17 protein-coding genes and 3 tRNA genes are annotated in these 19,091 nt (G+C 53.2%); 10 read left to right on the top strand and 10 right to left on the bottom strand.

Annotation, left to right across the window (positions count from 1 at the left end):
• The first annotated feature begins 235 nt into the window (after positions 1-235).
• Positions 236-553, top strand: coding sequence for a quaternary ammonium compound efflux SMR transporter SugE (sugE, locus tag HU143_RS20350; protein ID WP_000118469.1), 318 nt, complete (start codon positions 236-238; stop codon positions 551-553).
• Positions 554-569: 16 nt separating this feature from the next.
• Here sugE and HU143_RS20345 read toward each other — a convergent pair whose 3' ends face one another.
• The 5 genes from HU143_RS20345 to frdA all read right to left on the bottom strand — a co-directional run bounded on the left by HU143_RS20345 (position 570) and on the right by frdA (position 4,508).
• The gene (locus tag HU143_RS20345) at positions 570-1,103 is read right to left on the bottom strand and encodes a lipocalin family protein (RefSeq protein WP_001221670.1); all 534 of its coding nucleotides are present in this window, start codon (positions 1,101-1,103) and stop codon (positions 570-572) included.
• A gap of 111 nt (positions 1,104-1,214) precedes the next feature.
• Positions 1,215-1,574 carry a fumarate reductase subunit FrdD gene (gene frdD, locus HU143_RS20340; protein WP_000609650.1) on the bottom strand — a complete coding sequence of 120 codons (360 nt, stop codon included), beginning with the start codon at positions 1,572-1,574 and terminating at the stop codon, positions 1,215-1,217.
• Between the two features lie 10 nt (positions 1,575-1,584).
• A complete protein-coding gene (gene frdC, locus HU143_RS20335) occupies positions 1,585-1,980 on the bottom strand; it encodes a fumarate reductase subunit FrdC (RefSeq protein ID WP_000208749.1) in 396 nt (131 codons plus the stop codon).
• A gap of 10 nt (positions 1,981-1,990) precedes the next feature.
• Positions 1,991-2,725, bottom strand: coding sequence for a fumarate reductase iron-sulfur protein (gene frdB, locus HU143_RS20330; RefSeq protein WP_000829509.1), 735 nt, complete (start codon positions 2,723-2,725; stop codon positions 1,991-1,993).
• Positions 2,718-4,508, bottom strand: a complete 1,791-nt coding sequence (frdA, locus tag HU143_RS20325) for a fumarate reductase (quinol) flavoprotein subunit (RefSeq protein ID WP_001192954.1) — start codon at positions 4,506-4,508, stop codon at positions 2,718-2,720. Before frdA ends, frdB begins: the two co-directional genes overlap by 8 nt.
• Before the next feature lie 322 nt (positions 4,509-4,830).
• On the opposite strand from frdA, the gene epmA reads away from it, so the two are divergent.
• The 3 genes from epmA (at position 4,831) to HU143_RS20310 (ending at position 7,902) form a co-directional block, all read left to right on the top strand.
• A complete protein-coding gene (gene epmA / locus HU143_RS20320; protein ID WP_000004797.1) occupies positions 4,831-5,808 on the top strand; it encodes an elongation factor P--(R)-beta-lysine ligase in 978 nt (325 codons plus the stop codon).
• A gap of 225 nt (positions 5,809-6,033) precedes the next feature.
• Positions 6,034-7,536, top strand: a complete 1,503-nt coding sequence (gene yjeM, locus HU143_RS20315; RefSeq protein ID WP_000149872.1) for a glutamate/gamma-aminobutyrate family transporter YjeM — start codon at positions 6,034-6,036, stop codon at positions 7,534-7,536.
• Positions 7,537-7,587: 51 nt separating this feature from the next.
• Positions 7,588-7,902, top strand: a complete 315-nt coding sequence (locus HU143_RS20310; RefSeq protein ID WP_000074655.1) for a YjeO family protein — start codon at positions 7,588-7,590, stop codon at positions 7,900-7,902.
• 66 nt (positions 7,903-7,968) lie between these two features.
• On the opposite strand, the gene mscM is transcribed toward HU143_RS20310, so the two are convergent.
• From mscM to rsgA, 3 genes are all read right to left on the bottom strand, one after another.
• Positions 7,969-11,295 (bottom strand): miniconductance mechanosensitive channel MscM, encoded by a 3,327-nt coding sequence (mscM, locus tag HU143_RS20305; protein WP_001236755.1) that lies wholly within the window; start codon positions 11,293-11,295, stop codon positions 7,969-7,971.
• 18 nt (positions 11,296-11,313) lie between these two features.
• Positions 11,314-12,282, bottom strand: a complete 969-nt coding sequence (gene asd / locus HU143_RS20300; RefSeq protein WP_000934949.1) for an archaetidylserine decarboxylase — start codon at positions 12,280-12,282, stop codon at positions 11,314-11,316.
• Positions 12,283-12,373: 91 nt separating this feature from the next.
• Positions 12,374-13,426 carry a small ribosomal subunit biogenesis GTPase RsgA gene (rsgA, locus tag HU143_RS20295; protein ID WP_000041945.1) on the bottom strand — a complete coding sequence of 351 codons (1,053 nt, stop codon included), beginning with the start codon at positions 13,424-13,426 and terminating at the stop codon, positions 12,374-12,376.
• A gap of 106 nt (positions 13,427-13,532) precedes the next feature.
• On the opposite strand from rsgA, the gene orn reads away from it, so the two are divergent.
• A complete protein-coding gene (orn, locus tag HU143_RS20290; RefSeq protein ID WP_001271546.1) occupies positions 13,533-14,078 on the top strand; it encodes an oligoribonuclease in 546 nt (181 codons plus the stop codon).
• A gap of 61 nt (positions 14,079-14,139) precedes the next feature.
• Here the strand turns inward: orn and HU143_RS20285 are convergent, their stop codons facing one another.
• Complete coding sequence (locus HU143_RS20285) at positions 14,140-14,880, bottom strand: arginine ABC transporter substrate-binding protein (RefSeq protein ID WP_001595273.1); 741 nt, start codon at positions 14,878-14,880, stop codon at positions 14,140-14,142.
• 275 nt (positions 14,881-15,155) lie between these two features.
• Here HU143_RS20285 and HU143_RS20280 point away from each other — a divergent pair.
• From HU143_RS20280 to HU143_RS20270, 3 genes are all read left to right on the top strand, one after another.
• Positions 15,156-15,231: transfer RNA gene (locus tag HU143_RS20280), tRNA-Gly, on the top strand.
• Between the two features lie 156 nt (positions 15,232-15,387).
• Positions 15,388-15,463 (top strand) — tRNA-Gly (locus HU143_RS20275).
• 156 nt (positions 15,464-15,619) lie between these two features.
• Positions 15,620-15,695 (top strand) — tRNA-Gly (locus HU143_RS20270).
• Positions 15,696-15,964: 269 nt separating this feature from the next.
• Here the strand turns inward: HU143_RS20270 and queG are convergent.
• The gene (gene queG, locus HU143_RS20265; RefSeq protein WP_001615111.1) at positions 15,965-17,104 is read right to left on the bottom strand and encodes a tRNA epoxyqueuosine(34) reductase QueG; all 1,140 of its coding nucleotides are present in this window, start codon (positions 17,102-17,104) and stop codon (positions 15,965-15,967) included.
• Here queG and nnr point away from each other — a divergent pair.
• Positions 17,103-18,650 carry a bifunctional ADP-dependent NAD(P)H-hydrate dehydratase/NAD(P)H-hydrate epimerase gene (gene nnr, locus HU143_RS20260; RefSeq protein ID WP_000968675.1) on the top strand — a complete coding sequence of 516 codons (1,548 nt, stop codon included), beginning with the start codon at positions 17,103-17,105 and terminating at the stop codon, positions 18,648-18,650. The genes queG and nnr overlap by 2 nt on opposite strands.
• Entirely contained in the window at positions 18,622-19,083 is a 462-nt protein-coding gene (gene tsaE, locus HU143_RS20255) for a tRNA (adenosine(37)-N6)-threonylcarbamoyltransferase complex ATPase subunit type 1 TsaE (protein ID WP_000981984.1), read from the top strand. Before nnr ends, tsaE begins: the two co-directional genes overlap by 29 nt.
• Positions 19,084-19,091: the final 8 nt, after the last annotated feature.

Here is a 19,091-nt window from a genome sequence, read left to right as displayed (position 1 = left end):
AGTAAAGCACTTTCTTTCCCAGAAGGCGTTCCATCATAGAGAACTCCTGTGGGCGCTAAATGCGAAAACTACGCGGCTTAAAAGGGCCAATTCCCGCCTTTAGACGGAAAAAAATAAAAAGGTTGAAATTCATTTTCTCTCAGGCAAGAATGGCTTTTCATCCGTATACGTTACAGGACGACCTGTAAACGCTATTCTCACCGGGGACGGCCCCATTAATTATCTGGAGCCTGCTATGTCCTGGATCATTCTATTAATCGCTGGTTTACTTGAAGTGGTATGGGCTGTCGGCCTGAAGTATACCCACGGTTTTTCTCGTCTGACCCCCAGTATCATCACCATTACGGCCATGGTTATCAGTATGGCGTTACTTTCCTGGGCAATGAAAACGCTGCCCGTTGGAACGGCGTACGCCATCTGGACCGGCATCGGCGCCGTCGGGGCGGCAATCACCGGTATCCTTCTGTTGGGCGAGTCTGCCTCACCGGCGCGTTTGCTCAGTCTTGGCTTGATCGTCGCGGGTATCATTGGGCTAAAACTCAGTGCGCATTAATTCGTCGCTGACATTGCTACGAACCTGATTGTTTTACCCAAATTAATTTATTGACGTCAAACCCCTCCCGGGTCGCGACGGCCAGCATTTGCTGTTTTATTTCCTCAGAAAGCGTTGGCGTGCGAGAGAGTATCCACAGATAGTCGCGATCCGGGCCGCACACCAGCGCATGACGGTATTCCCGGTCAAGCGCAATCACGTTATAGCCGCCGTAGAACGGGCCGAAAAAAGAGACCTTGAGCGCGGCGCGGTTTGGACTACCGGTAAAATACGCTTTGCCTTCTGTTTTTTGCCACATTCCCCGATCCGGGTTATAGCCTTTATTGATGACATTAATCCCGCCATCGTCACGCAGACTATAGGTGGCCGTGACTTGTTCCAGCCCACGTTCAAATCGATGATCGAGGCGTGCGATCTCATACCAGGTGCCGAGGTAACGTTTGGCATCAAAGTTATTTACCACGGTAACGCCTTTAGGCGGAGTAGGCGAACTACAGGCGACAACCAGAAATGCAGCCGTAACTGCAGCAACGACGGGCAGAATGCGCATAAAATTTTCCTTCCAGTGTTTTTTTCTAAGTGTAGAACCTGGCGGGAAAATGAGAGGCAGGAAAAGAAAAAACGCCCTCTTATCGGGTAGATAAGAGGGCGTCGTGGCAACTTAGAGAGTGATAACGCCAATCGCCGTCACAACGGTCAGGATTGCCGCCAGACCGTAAAAGACCCATTTGCCCGCAGGCACGTGGATTTTCAGGTCATGCATCGCGTGGTGCATACGGTGTAGGCCACACCATAGCGGCAGCACGATCATCAGGAACAGAAAAACGCGACCAATAAAGCTTTGGGCGAACGTCAGTACGCGCTCAAAACTCAGGGCATCGCCCGGAAATAGCCCCAGCGGCAGCATGATGCCAACCAGTAGCACGATCACCGGCGCGATGATCGCGCCCCACATACCGCCTGCGCCAAACAGTCCCCAGAATACGGGTTCATCAGAACGTTTTGGGTTTGGATTAATCATCCGGGACTCCTTACCAGAACAGGGCAACATACAGAATGACTACGGTGACTACCGCAGTGACCACCCAAAGCCCTTTGATGATTGGCTCTGGCCCCATTTTTTCGTCTTTTACAATGATATTGGCCGCCTTCGGCGCCAGTTCAAACCAGGTTTTGGTGTGCAGCAGCGCGGCCGCCAGGGTGATCAGGTTTAAGATCACTACCACCGGGTTTTGTAAAAAGCCGACGAATCCCATCCAGGATTCCGCGCCGTGTTTGAGCGCAAACAGACCGAAAATCAGTTCAATACTGAACCAGACTGCCGGCACCGCTGTGCCTTCGCGCAGCATATAAAAGCGATAAAACGGCAGTTTTTTCCACCAGGTGGACGTCATCGGCCGCACATAGGGTTTGCGTTTAGTCGTCATGTTGCACTCCTTAGCGTGGTTTCAGGGTGGCGATAAGAAAGTCTTTCGAGCTTTCCACTTTACCCTGCTGAATGGCCGCAGCCGGATCGACATGTTTTGGACAGACTTCGGAGCAGTAGCCCACGAAAGTACAGGTCCATACGCCGTTCGGACTGTTCAACTGCGCCATACGCTCCTTCTTACCGTGATCGCGGCTATCTTCGTTATAGCGATGCGCCAGCGTAATCGCAGCCGGTCCGATAAATTCAGGATTCAGACCGAACTGCGGGCACGCGGCGTAGCACAGACCACAGTTGATGCAACCGGAGAACTGGTGATACTTCGCCATTTGCGCCGGGGTCTGGACATTCGGCCCCTGATCTGGCGTGCGAGAGTTGCCAATAATGTACGGTTTGATCGCTTCCAGGCTTTCGATAAAGTGCGTCATATCGACAACCAGATCGCGCTCAATCGGGAAGTTCGCCAGCGCTTCCACCTTCATACCGTTGGTGTAATCGCGCAGGAAGGTTTTACACGCCAGTTTAGGGACGTTGTTGACCATCATGCCGCAGGAGCCGCAGATCGCCATACGGCAGGACCAGCGGTAGCTCAGGTCTGGCGACAGGTTATCTTTGATGTAGCCCAACGCGTCCAGTAGCGATGTTGTTTCATCATAAGGAACTTCATAGAAAGCACTGTGCGGCGCGGTATCGGTTTCCGGGTTATAGCGCACCACCTCAACTTTCAGGTTTTTCATCTCAGCCATTCGCCTTCTCCTTCTTATCGGCTGCTTCCGCTTCACCGCCGTAAACACGTTTGGCTGGCGGCAGGGTGGTGATTTTCACGTCGCTGTATTCCAGACGGGTCGTGCCATCAGCATCGCGGAAGGCGAGGGTGTGCTTGAGGAAGTTCACATCGTCGCGCTCGGTACAGCCTTCATCCAGACGCTGATGCGCGCCGCGGGACTCTTTACGCGCCAGCGCAGAGTGCGCCATACATTCCGCCACGTTCAGACCATGACCCAGTTCGATGGTATACAGCAGGTCAGTGTTGAACACGCTGGAGGTATCGGAGATACGTACGCGCTTGAAACGTTCCTGAAGCTCGGCCAGTTTATCAACGGTTTTCTGCATCAGTTCCGGGGTACGGTAAATACCGCAACCTTCTTCCATAGACAGACCCATCTCATCGCGGATCTTCGACCAGTTTTCGTTGCCTTCCTGGTTCACCAGATTTTTCAGACGTTGTTCAATATCGGCAACCTGGGCGTCGAGCGCGGCGCTATTTGCGGCGCCTGCCGTAGCAGCGCGTTCCATTGCTTGTTCGCCAGCCAGACGACCAAACACCACCAGTTCCGCCAGTGAGTTGGAACCGAGGCGGTTCGCGCCATGCAGGCCAACAGAGGAGCATTCGCCAACGGCAAACAGCCCTTTGACACGGCTTTCACAGTTCTGGTCGGTTTCAATGCCGCCCATGGTGTAGTGCGCGGTCGGACGTACTGGAATCGGTTCTTTAACCGGATCGACGCCGACATAGGCTTTCGCCAGTTCGCAAATGAACGGCAGACGTTCATGCAGTTTCTTCTCGCCGAGATGACGCAGGTCGAGGTGAACCACATCGCCGCGCGGCGTGGAGATGGTGTTGCCTTTACGCCATTCGTGCCAGAAAGCCTGGGATACTTTGTCGCGCGGCCCCAGTTCCATATATTTGTTTTTCGGCTCGCCCAGCGGCGTTTCGGGGCCCATGCCGTAGTCTTGCAGGTAACGGTAGCCATTTTTATTGACCAGAATACCGCCTTCGCCGCGGCAACCTTCAGTCATCAGGATACCGGAACCTGGCAGGCCGGTCGGGTGATACTGAACGAATTCCATATCACGCAGCGGAACGCCGTGGCTCAGCGCCATGCCCATCCCGTCGCCGGTGACGATGCCGCCGTTGGTGTTATAGCGGTATACGCGGCCTGCGCCGCCTGTCGCCATGACCACGGCGTTGGCGCGGATTTGCACCAGCGTGCCTTCCATCATGTTCATTGCCACCAGGCCGCGCGCATGGTTGTCATCAACCAGAATATCCAGCACAAAATGTTCGTCAAAGCGCTGGATTTGTGGGAACTGCAGGGAAGTCTGGAACAGAGTATGCAGCATATGGAAGCCGGTTTTATCCGCGGCGAACCAGGTACGCTCGATTTTCATACCACCGAAGCGACGCACGTTAACGCTACCGTCCGGACGGCGGCTCCACGGGCAGCCCCATTGCTCCAGCTGCGTCATCTCAGTGGGACAATGGTGGACAAAGTAATCCACGACATCCTGCTCACACAGCCAGTCTCCGCCTGCTACCGTATCGTGAAAATGGTAGTCAAAGCTGTCATGATCCTGGGCGACAGCGGCTGAACCCCCTTCGGCAGCGACGGTGTGGCTGCGCATCGGGTACACTTTTGAGATCAGTGCGATTTTAGCATTGGGATTCGCCTGTGCGGCAGCAATTGCAGCACGTAATCCCGCGCCACCGGCGCCTATAATGGCAAGATCGGCTTGAAAGGTTTGCACGACATTCCTCCAGATTATTGTAATTTCACCCTCGCGCAGCCAGATAAAGCCTCTGGGTTCTGCGAAGTATGAATGCGTTTCCACTGCTCCTTTATGGGTACAACAGTATAGTCTCAGGGATGTGAGGGAAATTTGACGTGTTCGATTTTTTTAGCGTATCAGAGGGATGAATTATCATTGATTTTGATTAATTTAATTACTAAACCATCTGAAATCACTTTTTTTACCCTCCAGAAGGCGTCCGATACGCCTGCGCAAAATTTGTTTCGCCCGCGCGTTGCGAGTAGACTTCGTGACCTTGTCTTAAACTGGAGAAAGAATCATGAGCGAAACGGCAACCTGGCAGCCGAGCGCGTCCATCCCCAATTTATTAAAACGTGCGGCGATTATGGCGGAAATCCGTCGTTTCTTTGCCGATCGTGGAGTGCTTGAGGTTGAGACGCCCTGCATGAGTCAGGCGACGGTCACAGACATTCATCTGTTCCCGTTCGAAACGCGTTTCGTCGGACCTGGCCATTCCCAGGGGATGAACCTCTATTTAATGACCAGTCCGGAATACCATATGAAACGCCTGCTGGCGGCAGGGTGCGGCCCGGTTTTCCAGCTATGCCGCAGTTTCCGTAATGAAGAGATGGGACGACATCATAATCCGGAATTCACTATGCTGGAGTGGTATCGCCCGCATTACGATATGTACCGCCTGATGAATGAAGTGGATGATTTGCTTCAGCAAGTGCTGGATTGTCAACCTGCGGAAAGTCTCTCCTATCAACAGGCGTTTCAGCGCCATCTGGAGATTGACCCGTTATCAGCAGATAAAACGCAACTGCGTGAGGCGGCGGCAAAGCTTGATTTAAGCAATATCGCCGATACGGAAGAAGACCGTGATACGTTGCTGCAACTGCTGTTCACGATGGGGGTTGAGCCGCATATAGGTAAAGAAAAGCCGACCTTTATTTATCACTTTCCGGCAAGTCAGGCATCGCTGGCACAAATCAGTACCGAGGATCATCGCGTCGCCGAGCGCTTTGAGGTGTACTACAAAGGTATTGAGCTGGCGAATGGTTTCCACGAACTGACGGACGCACGTGAGCAACAACAGCGCTTTGAACAGGACAATCGTAAGCGCGCCGCTCGCGGTCTGCCGCAGCAGCCGATTGACCAAAATCTGCTGGATGCTCTGGCCGCCGGTCTACCGGATTGTTCCGGCGTGGCGCTGGGTGTCGATCGTCTGGTGATGCTGGCACTGGGAGCAGAAAGCCTGGCGGACGTGATTGCTTTTACGGTCGATCGGGCGTAAATCTGAAATTCACTCTATCGCGAGATAAAATGGCGCAATAAGCGCCATTTTGTAGCATATTTTTTCAATTATCCTGTGTTTGCCACAACATAAGGCTGGAACTTTGATGCCATTTAGGTATCAATCCTGTGTTGATTTTTTTATCGCTGACCTTTGTAAAAAAGAAGGCGGCGTCAATCGGTGAGCGGCGTCTGGCAAACGCGCTCGAGAGTAAGGGATGGTTGAATGACCCACACGATAAAAAAGATGAGCCTTATTGGGCTTATCCTGATGATTTTTACTTCTGTTTTTGGTTTTGCGAATAGCCCGTCGGCGTTTTATTTAATGGGGTATAGCGCAATCCCGTGGTATATATTTTCTGCCTTGCTGTTTTTTATTCCATTCGCCTTAATGATGGCTGAAATGGGTTCCGCTTATCGCAAAGAAGAGGGCGGGATCTATTCGTGGATGAATAATAGCGTGGGGCCACGTTACGCGTTTATCGGCACGTTTATGTGGTTTTCATCGTATGTCATATGGATGGTAAGTACGGCGGCAAAAATTTGGGTACCGTTTTCTACTTTTGTTTTTGGCGCCGATATGACGCAGCACTGGCGTATTGCAGGGCTTGAGCCTACGCAGGTTGTCGGGCTGCTCGCCGTCGGCTGGATGATTCTGGTGACGTGTGTCGCCGCCAGAGGGATCAATAAAATTGCGCGAATTACGGCGGTCGGAGGTATTGCCGTAATGTGTCTTAATTTAGTTTTATTGTTAGTGAGTGTCGCTATTTTGTTATTAAATGGTGGGCATTTTGCACAAGAAATTAATTTTACCTCGTCACCGAATCCGGGTTATCACTCCGGCCTGGCAATGTTGTCATTTGTGGTATTTGCTATTTTTGCTTACGGCGGTATTGAGGCTGTCGGCGGACTGGTGGATAAAACCGAGAAACCGGAGAAGAATTTTGCGAAAGGTATTGTCTTCGCGGCCATTGTGATTTCAATTGGTTATTCTTTGGCGATCTTTTTATGGGGCGTCAGTACTAACTGGCAACAGATATTAAGTAATAGCGCCGTTAACTTAGGGAATATCACCTACATTTTGATGTCGAGTTTAGGCACGACATTAGGTAACGCGTTAAACCTTTCTCCGGACGCAGCGATGACGGTGGGCGTCTGGTTTGCGCGTATCACCGGCCTTTCTATGTTTCTGGCTTATACCGGCGCGTTTTTTACGTTGAGCTATTCACCGCTGAAAGCCATTATTCAGGGGACGCCAAAAGCGTTGTGGCCCGCGCCGATGACGACACTGAACGCTAACGGTATGCCGGCGACCGCTATGTGGCTACAGTGCGTGCTGGTGAGTCTGTTTATTTTGCTGGTCTCTTTTGGCGGTGACACCGCATCGGCGTTTTATAACAAACTCACGCTGATGGCGAACGTCTCAATGACCTTGCCATACCTGTTCCTTGCGCTGGCATTTCCCTTCTTTAAAGCGCGTCAGGATCTGGAACGGCCATTTGTTCTCTTTAAAACCAAAGCCTCTACCCTGGTCGCGACGGGTGTTGTGGTGCTGGTGGTGACGTTTGCCAACGTCTTTACCATCATCCAGCCAGTGATTGAAGCTGGGGACTGGGACAGCGCCTTGTGGATGATCGGCGGCCCGATCTTCTTCTCGCTGCTGGCGATGGCGATTTATCAGAATTACAGTAGCCGCATGAGCGCTGATCCGGAGTGGGCGGCGGAGTAATCTTTGTCCGGATAGCGTTAGCTCATCGGCTTTATGAAAAGGATATTTATAATGAGTCCGAAAATGTTTGCATTGTGCGCTATCTGGATTTTACTGGCTATCCCACTCATCGCTGTATTTTCAGTCCTGGATAAAGAGTGGATGATTGGCGAGAGTGGGATAAACAACATTTGTGATGTGATGAGAACTGTCGAAAATGATGATTCCAGAGGTTTTGGCGCGATGATGACGCTGCCCCTGTTTTTCCCGTTTTTTTACGTTACTGTGTATAAGAAAATACGTAGTTGGTTTTTGTACTGTGTCGCGTTGGTGATATTTGCTTACTGGTCCTGGCAATTCTTCCTGCGCTATCAGTTTTGTGTGTGATCTATGCTAAAAGACCTGATAAGCCTATGTCATCGAGTCTTTTAGCGTCATCCGGCGCCATTGCGTTTACAAACTGCCCGCCGGGCGGCTGGTTTTACCCGCTGACGTTAACGTTCTCCCCGTTTGTTTACCGCCGAGACTCTCCAGACGCATCTGGAACGGCGGGAACGGCATATCAATACCGTGTTCGCGGAAGCCCGCCAGAATCAATTGGTGGATCTCATGGCGTAATGGCATACGGTGTCCCATTTCCGCGGCATAGATACGCAGTTCGAAAATCTGAATACCCTGCTGAAGATCCACCAGAAAGATTTCAGGCGGTGGGTTATCAAGCACCAAAGAACAGCGCTGCGCCGCCGTCAGCAGAATTTGCGTCACCTCTTCGCTATTGGCATCCGCTGGCGCCGGGATGGTTAACACCACGCGCGTAACGGAGTCAGACAGCGACCAGTTGATAAACTGTTCGGTGATAAAGGCTTTATTCGGCACGATAATCTCTTTACGATCCCAGTCACTGATGGTGGTGGCGCGGGTATTGATTTTGGTCACGCTGCCGGTGAGATCGCGAATGGTCACCGTATCGCCGATACGAATCGGCTTTTCAAACAAAATAATCAGGCCGGAGATAAAGTTAGCGAAAATTTCTTGCAGGCCAAAACCAAGCCCAACGCCGAGCGCGGCCACCAGCCATTGTAGCTTCGACCACTCAATGCCGATCATCGAGAAACCGACCAGTCCGCCAATCAGCATTAACAGATATTTGGTGATGGTCGTGATGGCGTAACCGGTACCAGGCGTTAAATCGAGATGCTGTAATAACGCCAGTTCCAGCAGCGCAGGCAGATTACGCACCAACTGCGTGGTGATGATAAAGACCAGAATCGCAATGAGCACCGCCCCCAGAGTAATCGGCTCCAGGCTTTCCACGCCTTGCACCGTAGAGGTGACATCCCACAGCGAAATATTCTCCAGGAAGCCGAATGCCGAGTGGATTTCTGACCACAGTACAATTACCGATAGCAGGGCGATAAGCATCAGAATTGAGCGGACCAGACGCAGCGACTGGGCGCTAATAGCGTCAAGATCGATTTCACTTTCATCGATGTCGACCGCGCCTTCCAGGCTGGAGGAGTGCGCCGGTTCTTCTTCGCCGCGCGCGCGCTGCGCCAGCATTTCCGCCCGACGATGTTTGGCGCGGTCAAAAGCCAGTCGGCGTCGTTGGATCAGCATCCAGCGGCGAATGACGTGATAGATGACCAGCAACAGGAACCAGATGGCGACCGAGGTTTCCAGTCTCGCCAGTAGCGCCTGCGCCGTGGCCAGATAACCCACCGCCGCCGCCAGAATCGCGATAAGCGGCGCGCCCATCAGCATATTCCACAGCAGGCTGTTGACCATGTTGTCGCCGTTGCCTTCTTTATCAAGATAGAGCGGGATGCCCGCTTTTTTCAGACTCAGCGTGACCAGCGCCAGCGCGCCGCATATCAGGATGAAGCAAAGGCGGCCCAACGAGCCGGAAAACTCCCGATCGTTAAGATTATCAAACATGATCACTGCCATGATGAGCGGCACGATCAGCCCAATGCTCATCAGGTAGTAGCGCATCGCTTTCGCTACCCGGTTTCGCGGCCAGCCGAAATGCGCCACAAACAGACCATTAGGACGGGCAAACGCGGCGCAAATCATGACTACCCACAACAGCGGTACTGTCGCCGTCACGCCATCACCGATGGCGACGGCCAGCGGATACGGCCAGGCTTCCTGTAGACCATAGCCGAGCGTCGCCCACAAGACCGGCAGCGGCGAGGCGACCAGAATCGACCAGAACACCGTTCGCAGCGTCAGCGAGAAGTGATCCTGGGTGACTTTCCCGACGCGCGAGGCCGAGCGCTCAAGGAACCGGTTGAAGTGTTGGCGTGAATAGAGGCTAAACCCGACCAGCGCCAGCGCGCCGAATAACGGCAGCAGCGTCTCTTTGCTGGTCAGCATCATGATGCTGGCTTTACCTAACTGATTAAACGTATCTAATGAGATAAGCCGGCGTAAATCCTGAACCAAATCAACAGGCCAGGAGAGCGATAGCGGGCTAACGTCAGCGGTCCAGAACAGATAACGGTGGGTCGCTTCATTAACCTCTTTAAGCGCATCCTCCAGTTGGCTGTTGGAGACTTTCAGTTTGGTCAGCTCCAGGATCAGCGTATCGCCGCCCTGTAACAACGAGTTGAGCAGCTCGCGCTGAGTGCGAAGCTGGGCGTCAAGAATCTGGTTTTGCTCGGCGGTCAGCGGCTGTCCATTGGCCTGACGTATTTGCCGTAGCTGCGGCTGTTTATTGAGTAACTCTTCATAGCGCATTCGGTGAACGCGTAGCTGTGCCATTTCCGTATCAAGCTGCTGCGGCTTAGGCATCTCTGGCAGACGGGCGACCTGCGCGCGCAGCGCTTCGCCAAGCATGTTGGACACGCCAAGCCATTGCGACTGCTCCCGCAGCGTATTGAGCGCCTGGCGCACCTGTAACGTTTGGCTGGTGGCCTGTCGCTGCTGCGAGGCGACCAGATCCATCCGCTGCGCTTGTTGATTAAGCGCCTGTGACAGCTCGCGGTTGACTTTAAATTGTTCGACGATGCCTTCCGGCAAACCGGCGCTGTTTTCCGCCAGCAGCTCAGTGCTTTCCAGCGCGCGTTCCGCTTCACGTTGGCGCAGGCTGTTGAGCTGATTGCGCAGCGCCTGAAGATACGCATCCAATTGCTGACTCTGTTTTTCCGCCAGCTCGGAACGCAGACGAGCCAGTTCCTGACGGTTGTTGGCGGACAGTTGCGCCAACTCCAGTTCGTCGACTAACGCTTTTAGTTTGGCGGACTCCGCCTGCATACTGAGACTTTGCGCCTGGCTAAGCGCGGCACTTCCGCCTGCGGCGCCGAGTCGTCGCTCAATCTCATTAAGCTGGCGGCGGGCGTCGTTTTGCTGTTGGGGAAGCTGGCTGAGCGAGTCGGCGATCTCCCTGACGCGCTCCTGCTCCTGTTGCGCCTCGCGGGTTTTATCCAGTAGCTGGCTGCTAACCTGCAAGATCTCCTGATTTAACGCTTCGGTGGACATCTCTGGCGGTACGCTGCGAGGTTCATCGCGCAGATTATTCAACTGGGCGCGCAAGGTGGCGGATAGCTTAGGGAAATTATCAATAACGTGTTGATATTGTTTCGCGCGCTCAAGCGAGCCTTTTCGCTCTTCAAGCGCGTTTAACGCAGTCTGGAGCGCCTCAACGGCTTCCGGCTGAGCGGGCTTCGCCGCTTTTGCTTGCTCCAGTTCCTGCGTGATTTGTTTGGCGTCGGGGGCCGTTGCGGCAAACGCCCCCGTGCTGAGGCACCAGGCCATCAGAAAAGCGATAATCAGGCGCACGTCAGCATTCTCTCTTGATTAGGTGTCGTCTTTTTTATTGTCAACCAGCGGGCTGGCGTCGTGTTCGGCTTTAATTTCTTCTGCCGGCAGCGGAGCAGGTTCTACCTCCGGCGCGACGAATGTTTCGGTCGACGTCGCCAGCGGTTGGCCAATTTTGGTAACGGACAGGCTTGCCAGCGACGCGATCAGATTCACTTTCCCCGGCGCAAATAAGTTGATAACCGTGGAACCCAGTTTAAAGCGCCCCATCTCCTGGCCTTTCAACAAGGCGACAGACCCTTCATGTTCGCCTTCTGGCCAGGTCCAGCGCTTGATGATGCCTTCGCGCGGCGGGGTAATGGTCCCCGCCCAGACGGTTTCGATACTGCCGACAATAGTTGCGCCGACCAGAATCTGCGCCATAGGCCCGAACTCGGTATCAAACAGACAGATAACGCGCTCGTTGCGGGCAAACAGGTTGGGGACGTTTTGCGCGGTCAGATGGTTAACGGAGAACAGATCGCCCGGTACGTAGATCATTTCGCGCAGGATGCCGTTGCATGGCATATGCACGCGATGGTAGTCGCGAGGGGAGAGGTAAGTGGTCACAAACGTGCCGTTGCGGAACTTATCCGCCATCAGGTAGTTACCCGCCAGCAACGCCTCAAGGCTGTAATTATGGCCTTTGGCCTGCAAAATTTTATCTTCTTCGATACGACCCAACTGGCTTATCACGCCGTCAGCAGGCATCACCAGGATGTTAGGATCGGTATTGAGCGGACGCACGTCATCACGCAGCGGACGAACAAAGAAATCATTGAACGTACGATAGCTGGCGGTATCCGGTTTTTGCGCCTCGGTCATATCGACTTTGTAATATTTTACGAAGAGATCGATAACCAGTTTTGTCAGCCATCCTGCTCGTTTGCTTGCGCCCCAGCCCGCCAGGCGAGTGAGCCATAGTTTCGGCAGAATGTATTGTAGCGAAAGTTTAAATGAGTTTAACAAGGTAGCCTCCAGGCCATTGTTGTTCCTGAACCGGCAGTTATACCGGTATCCTGAAAAAAGGGGACGATTCTAACGACGCCTAGCGTATCTGTCAGTCGTCCGTATCAGAAAAGTTTTTACGCGTTTTTACCTGCGCCATACTTTCAAGAATTCGGTGATAATTTTCGAAACGGGTTTCCGCAATAGCGCCGTTCTCTACCGCTTCGCGAATGGCGCAGCCTGGATCGGCGTCATGCTTGCAGTCCCGGTATTTGCAATGTCCCAAATAGTCATGAAATTCGACAAAGCCCTGGGTGATTTGTTCCGGCTCCAGATGCCATAAGCCGAACTCGCGCACGCCGGGGGAATCAATGACATCGCCGCCATGCGGGAAATGATACAGACGAGCAGCGGTAGTGGTATGTTGACCCAGACCGGAGACATTCGACACATCGTTCGTCAGAATCTCGTTCTGTAAGCCGAGTAGAGCGTTTAGCAGACTGGATTTTCCGACGCCGGACTGCCCGGCAAAAATACTGATGCGACCGGTTAACGCCTCTTCCAGCGGTTTCAGACCATCCTGCGTATGGCTGGAGACCATCAGCACGCGATAGCCGATATTGCGGTAGATATCCATCTGCTCATTAACGAAGTCCATACCTTCGTCGTCCAGCAGATCAATTTTATTGAGTACGATAAGCGGCTCAACCTGTAGGGTTTCACAGCCGACCAGATAGCGATCGATGATATTCAGCGACAGCTCCGGCAAAATCGCGGAGACGATAACGATTTGGTCAATGTTGGCGGCAATAGGCTTCACGCCGTCGTAGAAGTCCGGGCGCGTCAATACCGAGGTGCGCTCATGCACCGCTTCAACGATGCCTTTTACGTTGACGCCCTCTGCGGCGGCTTTGCCCGGACGCCAGACGACGCGATCGCCCGTCACCAGCGAACGGATAGTGCGGCGGATATTGCAACGGTGAACCTCGCCGTCAGCAGACTCCACATCGGCATGCATACCAAAACGGCTAATGACGATACCTTCTGCAGGCTCGCCAAACAGGTTGTCATCGTAGTCGGCTTTCTCCGCGGACGTTTTTAAACGACGCTGGTGATTGGCGTTCACACGGCGCTGCTGGCCTTTGGAGAGTTTATTTTTGCTCAATCGTACTGGCTCCTGGTCGCCCATAGTGGGCAAAACATCTATGATACACGCAATTGTAGATGAATATAGTCACAGTGAATGTGACCTCTGAAGGGTGGAAAATAGCATGAGTGCCGATGAAAACAACCTGATTTGGATCGATCTGGAGATGACAGGTCTGGACCCCGAGCGCGATCGCATTATTGAGATAGCCACACTGGTAACGGATGCCAGCCTGAATATTCTGGCGGAAGGGCCGACGATTGCGGTACATCAATCCGATGCGCAACTGGCGTTAATGGATGACTGGAACGTGCGCACCCATACCGGCAGCGGCCTGGTAGATCGCGTTAAGGCAAGTACGATGGGCGAACGAGACGCTGAACTGGCGACGATTGAATTTCTGAAAACGTGGGTGCCTGCGGGTAAGTCGCCGATTTGCGGTAACAGCATCGGTCAGGATCGTCGTTTTCTGTTTAAATATATGCCGGAACTGGAGGCCTACTTCCACTATCGCTATCTGGATGTCAGTACGCTCAAGGAACTGGCGCGCCGCTGGAAGCCGGAGATTCTGGCCGGCTTTACCAAGCAGGGCACGCACCAGGCGATGGATGATATTCGCGAGTCGGTGGCGGAGCTGGCTTACTACCGCGAGCATTTCATTAAGCTGTGAGGCGTAACATGCCGGATGGCAACGCCAGAGCGTCTCATCCGGCAGCTCTCCCGCCACTGAATTACTGCGTAAACCATTTCTCCTGCATTTGCGCATATTCCGGCGACGCTTTCACCTTGTCGAGCGCGGCATTAATTTCTTGCAATAGCGCGTCGTTGCCTTTGCGTACCGCAATGCCTAACCCTTTTCCGTAGTAGTCAGGATCGCTGGCGCGTTCATCCATGATGGCGTAATCCGGATTGTTTTTTAGCCATTTACCAATCGCGGCGACATCGCCAAATACGCCCTCAAGACGGTTACTTTTCAGATCGGTAAAGGCGTTTAGATAGCTGTCATAGGCGACAGGCGTGATAGCTTGTTGTTTATCCTGCAAATAGCGCTGATGCGTTGTACCGTTTTCCAGACCGACTTTTTTGCCTTTCAGATCGGCAAAAGTGTGATAAGCCCCTTTACGCGTGACGACTACCGCCGATAGACCTTCGTAATAGGGTTGGCTAAAGGAGACCTGCTGTTCACGTTTGGGCGTCATATCCATACCGGCGATCACCGCATCAAACTTTTTGAAGCGTAGGCTGGGGATCAGACTATCAAAGCTCTGGTTAGTGAATGAGCACTCCGCTTGCATCTCTTTGCAGACCGCGTTGGCGACATCAATATCGAAACCAACAATTTTATTATCGGCATCGACAAACTCATAGGGCGCATAGGTGGCGGAGGTGCCAAAATGTAATGTTCTGGCGGAAACGGAAGCAGCGTGAACGGAGAGGCTGGCTAACAGCATGACAATAAGTTTTTTTTTCATCTTGATCCCTGATATCAATTGGATGTTGTGGTCACCGTGCTATTCTTTTTTTGGCGCAGGGTGCTATTCTGATTCTGTGCCTTTAGGCGTGGCGTGAAAAGTTTTTTGTTGCATAGCGCACGCTTTGCTCGTTTTTTGTCTTGTTTGGTGATTTAATCAGCATTCAAACAAAAATCGCGAAAAAATGCGTTCAGGGGCTTGCAGCTAAATGGATTTCTCGTATAATGCGCCTCCCGTAACGACGCAGAAATGCGAATTACGACAGCAACAAATTTGCGGGAATAGCTCAGTTGGTAGAGCACGACCTTGCCAAGGTCGGGGTCGCGAGTTCGAGTCTCGTTTCCCGCTCCAAAATTTGAAAGTACTTGTTAAGTACAAACCACCAATCGCAGGATTTCGAATTGCGACAAGGCGGCAACTGAATGAGTCCTCAGGAGCTTACTGAAGTAAGTGACTGAGGCGAGTGAAGGCAGCCAACGCAGTAGCGGTTCGAAAGACGAAGATTATGCGGGAATAGCTCAGTTGGTAGAGCACGACCTTGCCAAGGTCGGGGTCGCGAGTTCGAGTCTCGTTTCCCGCTCCAAAATTTGAAAGTGCTTGTTAAGCACAGACCACCAATCGCAGGATTTCGAATTGCGACAAGGCGGCAACTGAATGAGTCCTCAGGAGCTTACTGAAGTAAGTGACTCAGGCGAGTGAAGGCAGCCAACGCAGTAGCGGTTCGAAAGACGAAGATTATGCGGGAATAGCTCAGTTGGTAGAGCACGACCTTGCCAAGGTCGGGGTCGCGAGTTCGAGTCTCGTTTCCCGCTCCAATTCTTATCTACAGTAAAATTATCCACAACGAATATCGCGTTGGGGCACGTTTTGTTCCGCTTTCGTCAGATCCTTGTAAACAGACTTATCCACAGGTTGGCCCATTACTCCTGGAATGCAAAAAATTATACCTGACGCGTAGAATTTCTATAATTTACTGAAAAATATAGAAAAAATAAGATTTCAAAACGTTAGCGTTATTGTCTGTTCCTTTTTTCCCTCTTGAATCGCAATGTGTTTTTATTTTTATACACAGCCTGTGAATAATTCAGGCATCGCGCACCAGCCCTTTTTCAATCACCCTGACCAGACGCTGTTTTTTCGGTAGCTGCACTTCAATGATGCAGGCGTTCCGCTTTTCAATTTGTTGCGCAATCGCCCATTCGATATGCTCATCAAGAAGTGGATGCTCACCCTTGCGGCTTTCCAGCGCCGTAATAACGGCATTACTCCACGGCGCATTCCCCAGCGCGACGGCAACATTGCGCAGCCAGCGTAAATGACCAATGCGCCGAATCGCAGAACCTTCAGTGACTTTCAGAAACTGCGCTTCGCTCCAGCTAAATAACTCAACCAAATCTGGGTTATGCAGCGCCTTGCGTGGGCTAAAATCTGCTTCGTCGGTCAACTGAGAGTAACGATTCCACGGACAGATAAGCTGGCAGTCATCGCAGCCGTAAATACGGTTGCCTATCAGTGGGCGAAATGCTTCCGGAATAGCGCCTTCCAGCTCAATGGTGAGATAAGAAATACAGCGCCGCGCGTCCACCGTATACGGTTCGACAATCGCCCCGGTCGGGCAAATGGTCATACAGGCGACGCATTTGCCGCAACCTTCCTCGACCGGCTGGTCGACCGGCAGCGGTAAATCAATCAGCAGTTCCCCCAGGAAAAAGAATGAGCCTGCCTCCCGATTAAGGATAAGTGAGTGCTTACCCGTCCAGCCAAGTCCGGCTTTTTCCGCTAATGGGCGTTCAAGAATAGGCGCAGAGTCGACAAACGGTCTAAAATTCAGCGAACCGCAGTACTGCTGGATCTGCTCGCCCAGTTTTTTAAGACGACTGCGTAATAGCTTGTGATAATCACGCCCCAGCGCATATCGGCTAACGTAGCCCAGCGTGGGATCCTTCAACGTACTGGCAAACGCGGCGTTGGCGGGCAGATAGTTCATGCGCACGCTGATGACACGTAGCGTACCGGGTAAGAGTTCATGAGGCCGGGCGCGCATCATACCGTGGCGCGCCATCCATGCCATCTCGCCGTGGTATTGTTTGTCCAGCCACGCCTGCAGCGCAGGTTCGGATGCGCGCAGATCGGTATCAGTAATACCGACCTGCTGAAAGCCCAGCTCCAGCCCCCACTGCTTAATATTTTGCGCTAACTGATTGAGATCGAGGGGCTTTGACATGATGGACCATAACATGAAGAAAAACCCTGTAAGTATACCACACTCCATTTGGCCCGCCGATGACATCAAACGGCTGGAACGCGATGCGGCGGATGCCTTCGGACTCACACTCTATGAATTGATGCTGCGCGCTGGCGACGCGGCATTTCGGGTAGCCCGTGACAGTTATCCTGACACCCGACACTGGCTGGTGTTGTGTGGTCATGGCAACAACGGCGGCGATGGTTACGTTGTGGCGCGACTAGCGCAAGCGGCGGGCATTAGCGTAACGTTGCTGGCGCAGGAGAGCGACAAACCGTTGCCTGAAGAAGCGGCGCAGGCGCGCGATGCCTGGCTGAATGCTGGCGGCATTATCCATGCTGCCGATATTATCTGGCCGGAAGCGACGGATCTGATTATCGACGCGCTGCTTGGCACCGGCATAGCCCAGGCGCCGCGCGACCCGGTAGCCGGTCTGATTGAACAGGCGAACGCTCATCCTGCGCCGGTTGTCGCCGTCGATATCCCGTCAGGCCTGCTGGCGCAAACGGGCGCCACGCCTGGCGCGGTGATAAGCGCCGCGCATACGGTCACGTTTATCGCCCTGAAACCAGGCCTGCTGACCGGCAAAGCGCGTGACGTTACCGGCATATTGCATTATGACGCGTTGGGACTGGAAGGCTGGCTGGCGAGCCAGACGCCGCCGCTCCGGCGTTTTGACGCGACGCAGTTGGGGCAATGGCTAACGCCGCGTCGACCGACCTCGCATAAGGGCGATCATGGTCGTCTGGCGATTATTGGAGGCGACCAGGGAACAGCGGGCGCAATTCGGATGGCTGGCGAGGCGGCGCTGCGTACGGGAGCTGGCTTGGTCAGAGTACTGACCCGCGGTGAAAACATCGCGCCGTTGCTGACGGCCCGCCCGGAACTGATGGTACATGAACTCACGCCTCAGTCGCTGGAAGAGAGCCTGACCTGGGCTGACGTTGTGGTGATCGGCCCGGGGCTTGGACAGCAGGAATGGGGCAAAAAAGCCTTACAGAAAGTAGAAAACGTCCGTAAACCTATGCTGTGGGATGCGGATGCGTTGAACCTACTGGCAATCAATCCTGATAAACGTCACAATCGCGTGATTACGCCGCATCCGGGAGAGGCGGCCCGCCTGTTAGGATGTTCTGTGGCAGAAATTGAAAGTGATCGCTTACTTTCAGCACAGCGTCTGGTAAAACGGTACGGAGGCGTGGTCGTGTTAAAAGGCGCAGGAACGATTATTGCCGCTGAACACCACCCTCTGGCTATCATTGACGCTGGTAATGCAGGGATGGCGAGCGGCGGGATGGGCGATGTCCTGTCCGGCATCATCGGCGCATTGCTCGGACAGAAGTTTACCCCGTATGATGCGGCATGTGTGGGATGTGTGGCTCACGGCGCGGCGGCGGACTTACTGGCAGCGCGTTATGGCGCTCGCGGCATGTTGGCGACCGATCTTTTTACTACGCTGCGGCGTATTGTTAACCCTGATGTGATTGACGTAAACCATGATGAATCGAGTAATTCCGCTACCTGACGAACAGGCGACGCTAGATCTGGGGCAACGGGTAGCCAACGCCTGCGATGGCGCGACCGTTATTTATCTGTATGGCGATTTAGGTGCCGGTAAAACGACGTTTAGCCGGGGATTTTTACAGGCGTTAGGCCATAACGGTAATGTAAAAAGCCCCACCTATACGCTGGTAGAGCCTTATGCGCTTGATAACATGATGGTGTATCACTTCGACTTATACCGTCTTGCGGACCCGGAGGAGCTGGAGTTTATGGGCATTCGCGATTATTTCGCCAACGACGCCATTTGTCTGGTGGAGTGGCCGCAACAAGGTAAAGGCGTTCTCCCCGACCCGGACGTCGAAATCCATATTGATTACCAGGCGCAGGGGCGTGAGGCTCGCGTAAGCGCGGTATCCTCATCGGGTCATTCGTTACTGGCGCGTTTAGCCGATTAGCTATAAAG

Source organism: Salmonella sp. SJTUF14076 (assembly GCF_015534835.1).
In the GTDB taxonomy this organism is placed as follows: Bacteria; Pseudomonadota; Gammaproteobacteria; order Enterobacterales; family Enterobacteriaceae; genus Salmonella; species Salmonella enterica.
The sequence above is the reverse complement of the archived record's forward strand: the minus strand, read 5'-3'. Positions and strand labels throughout refer to the sequence as shown.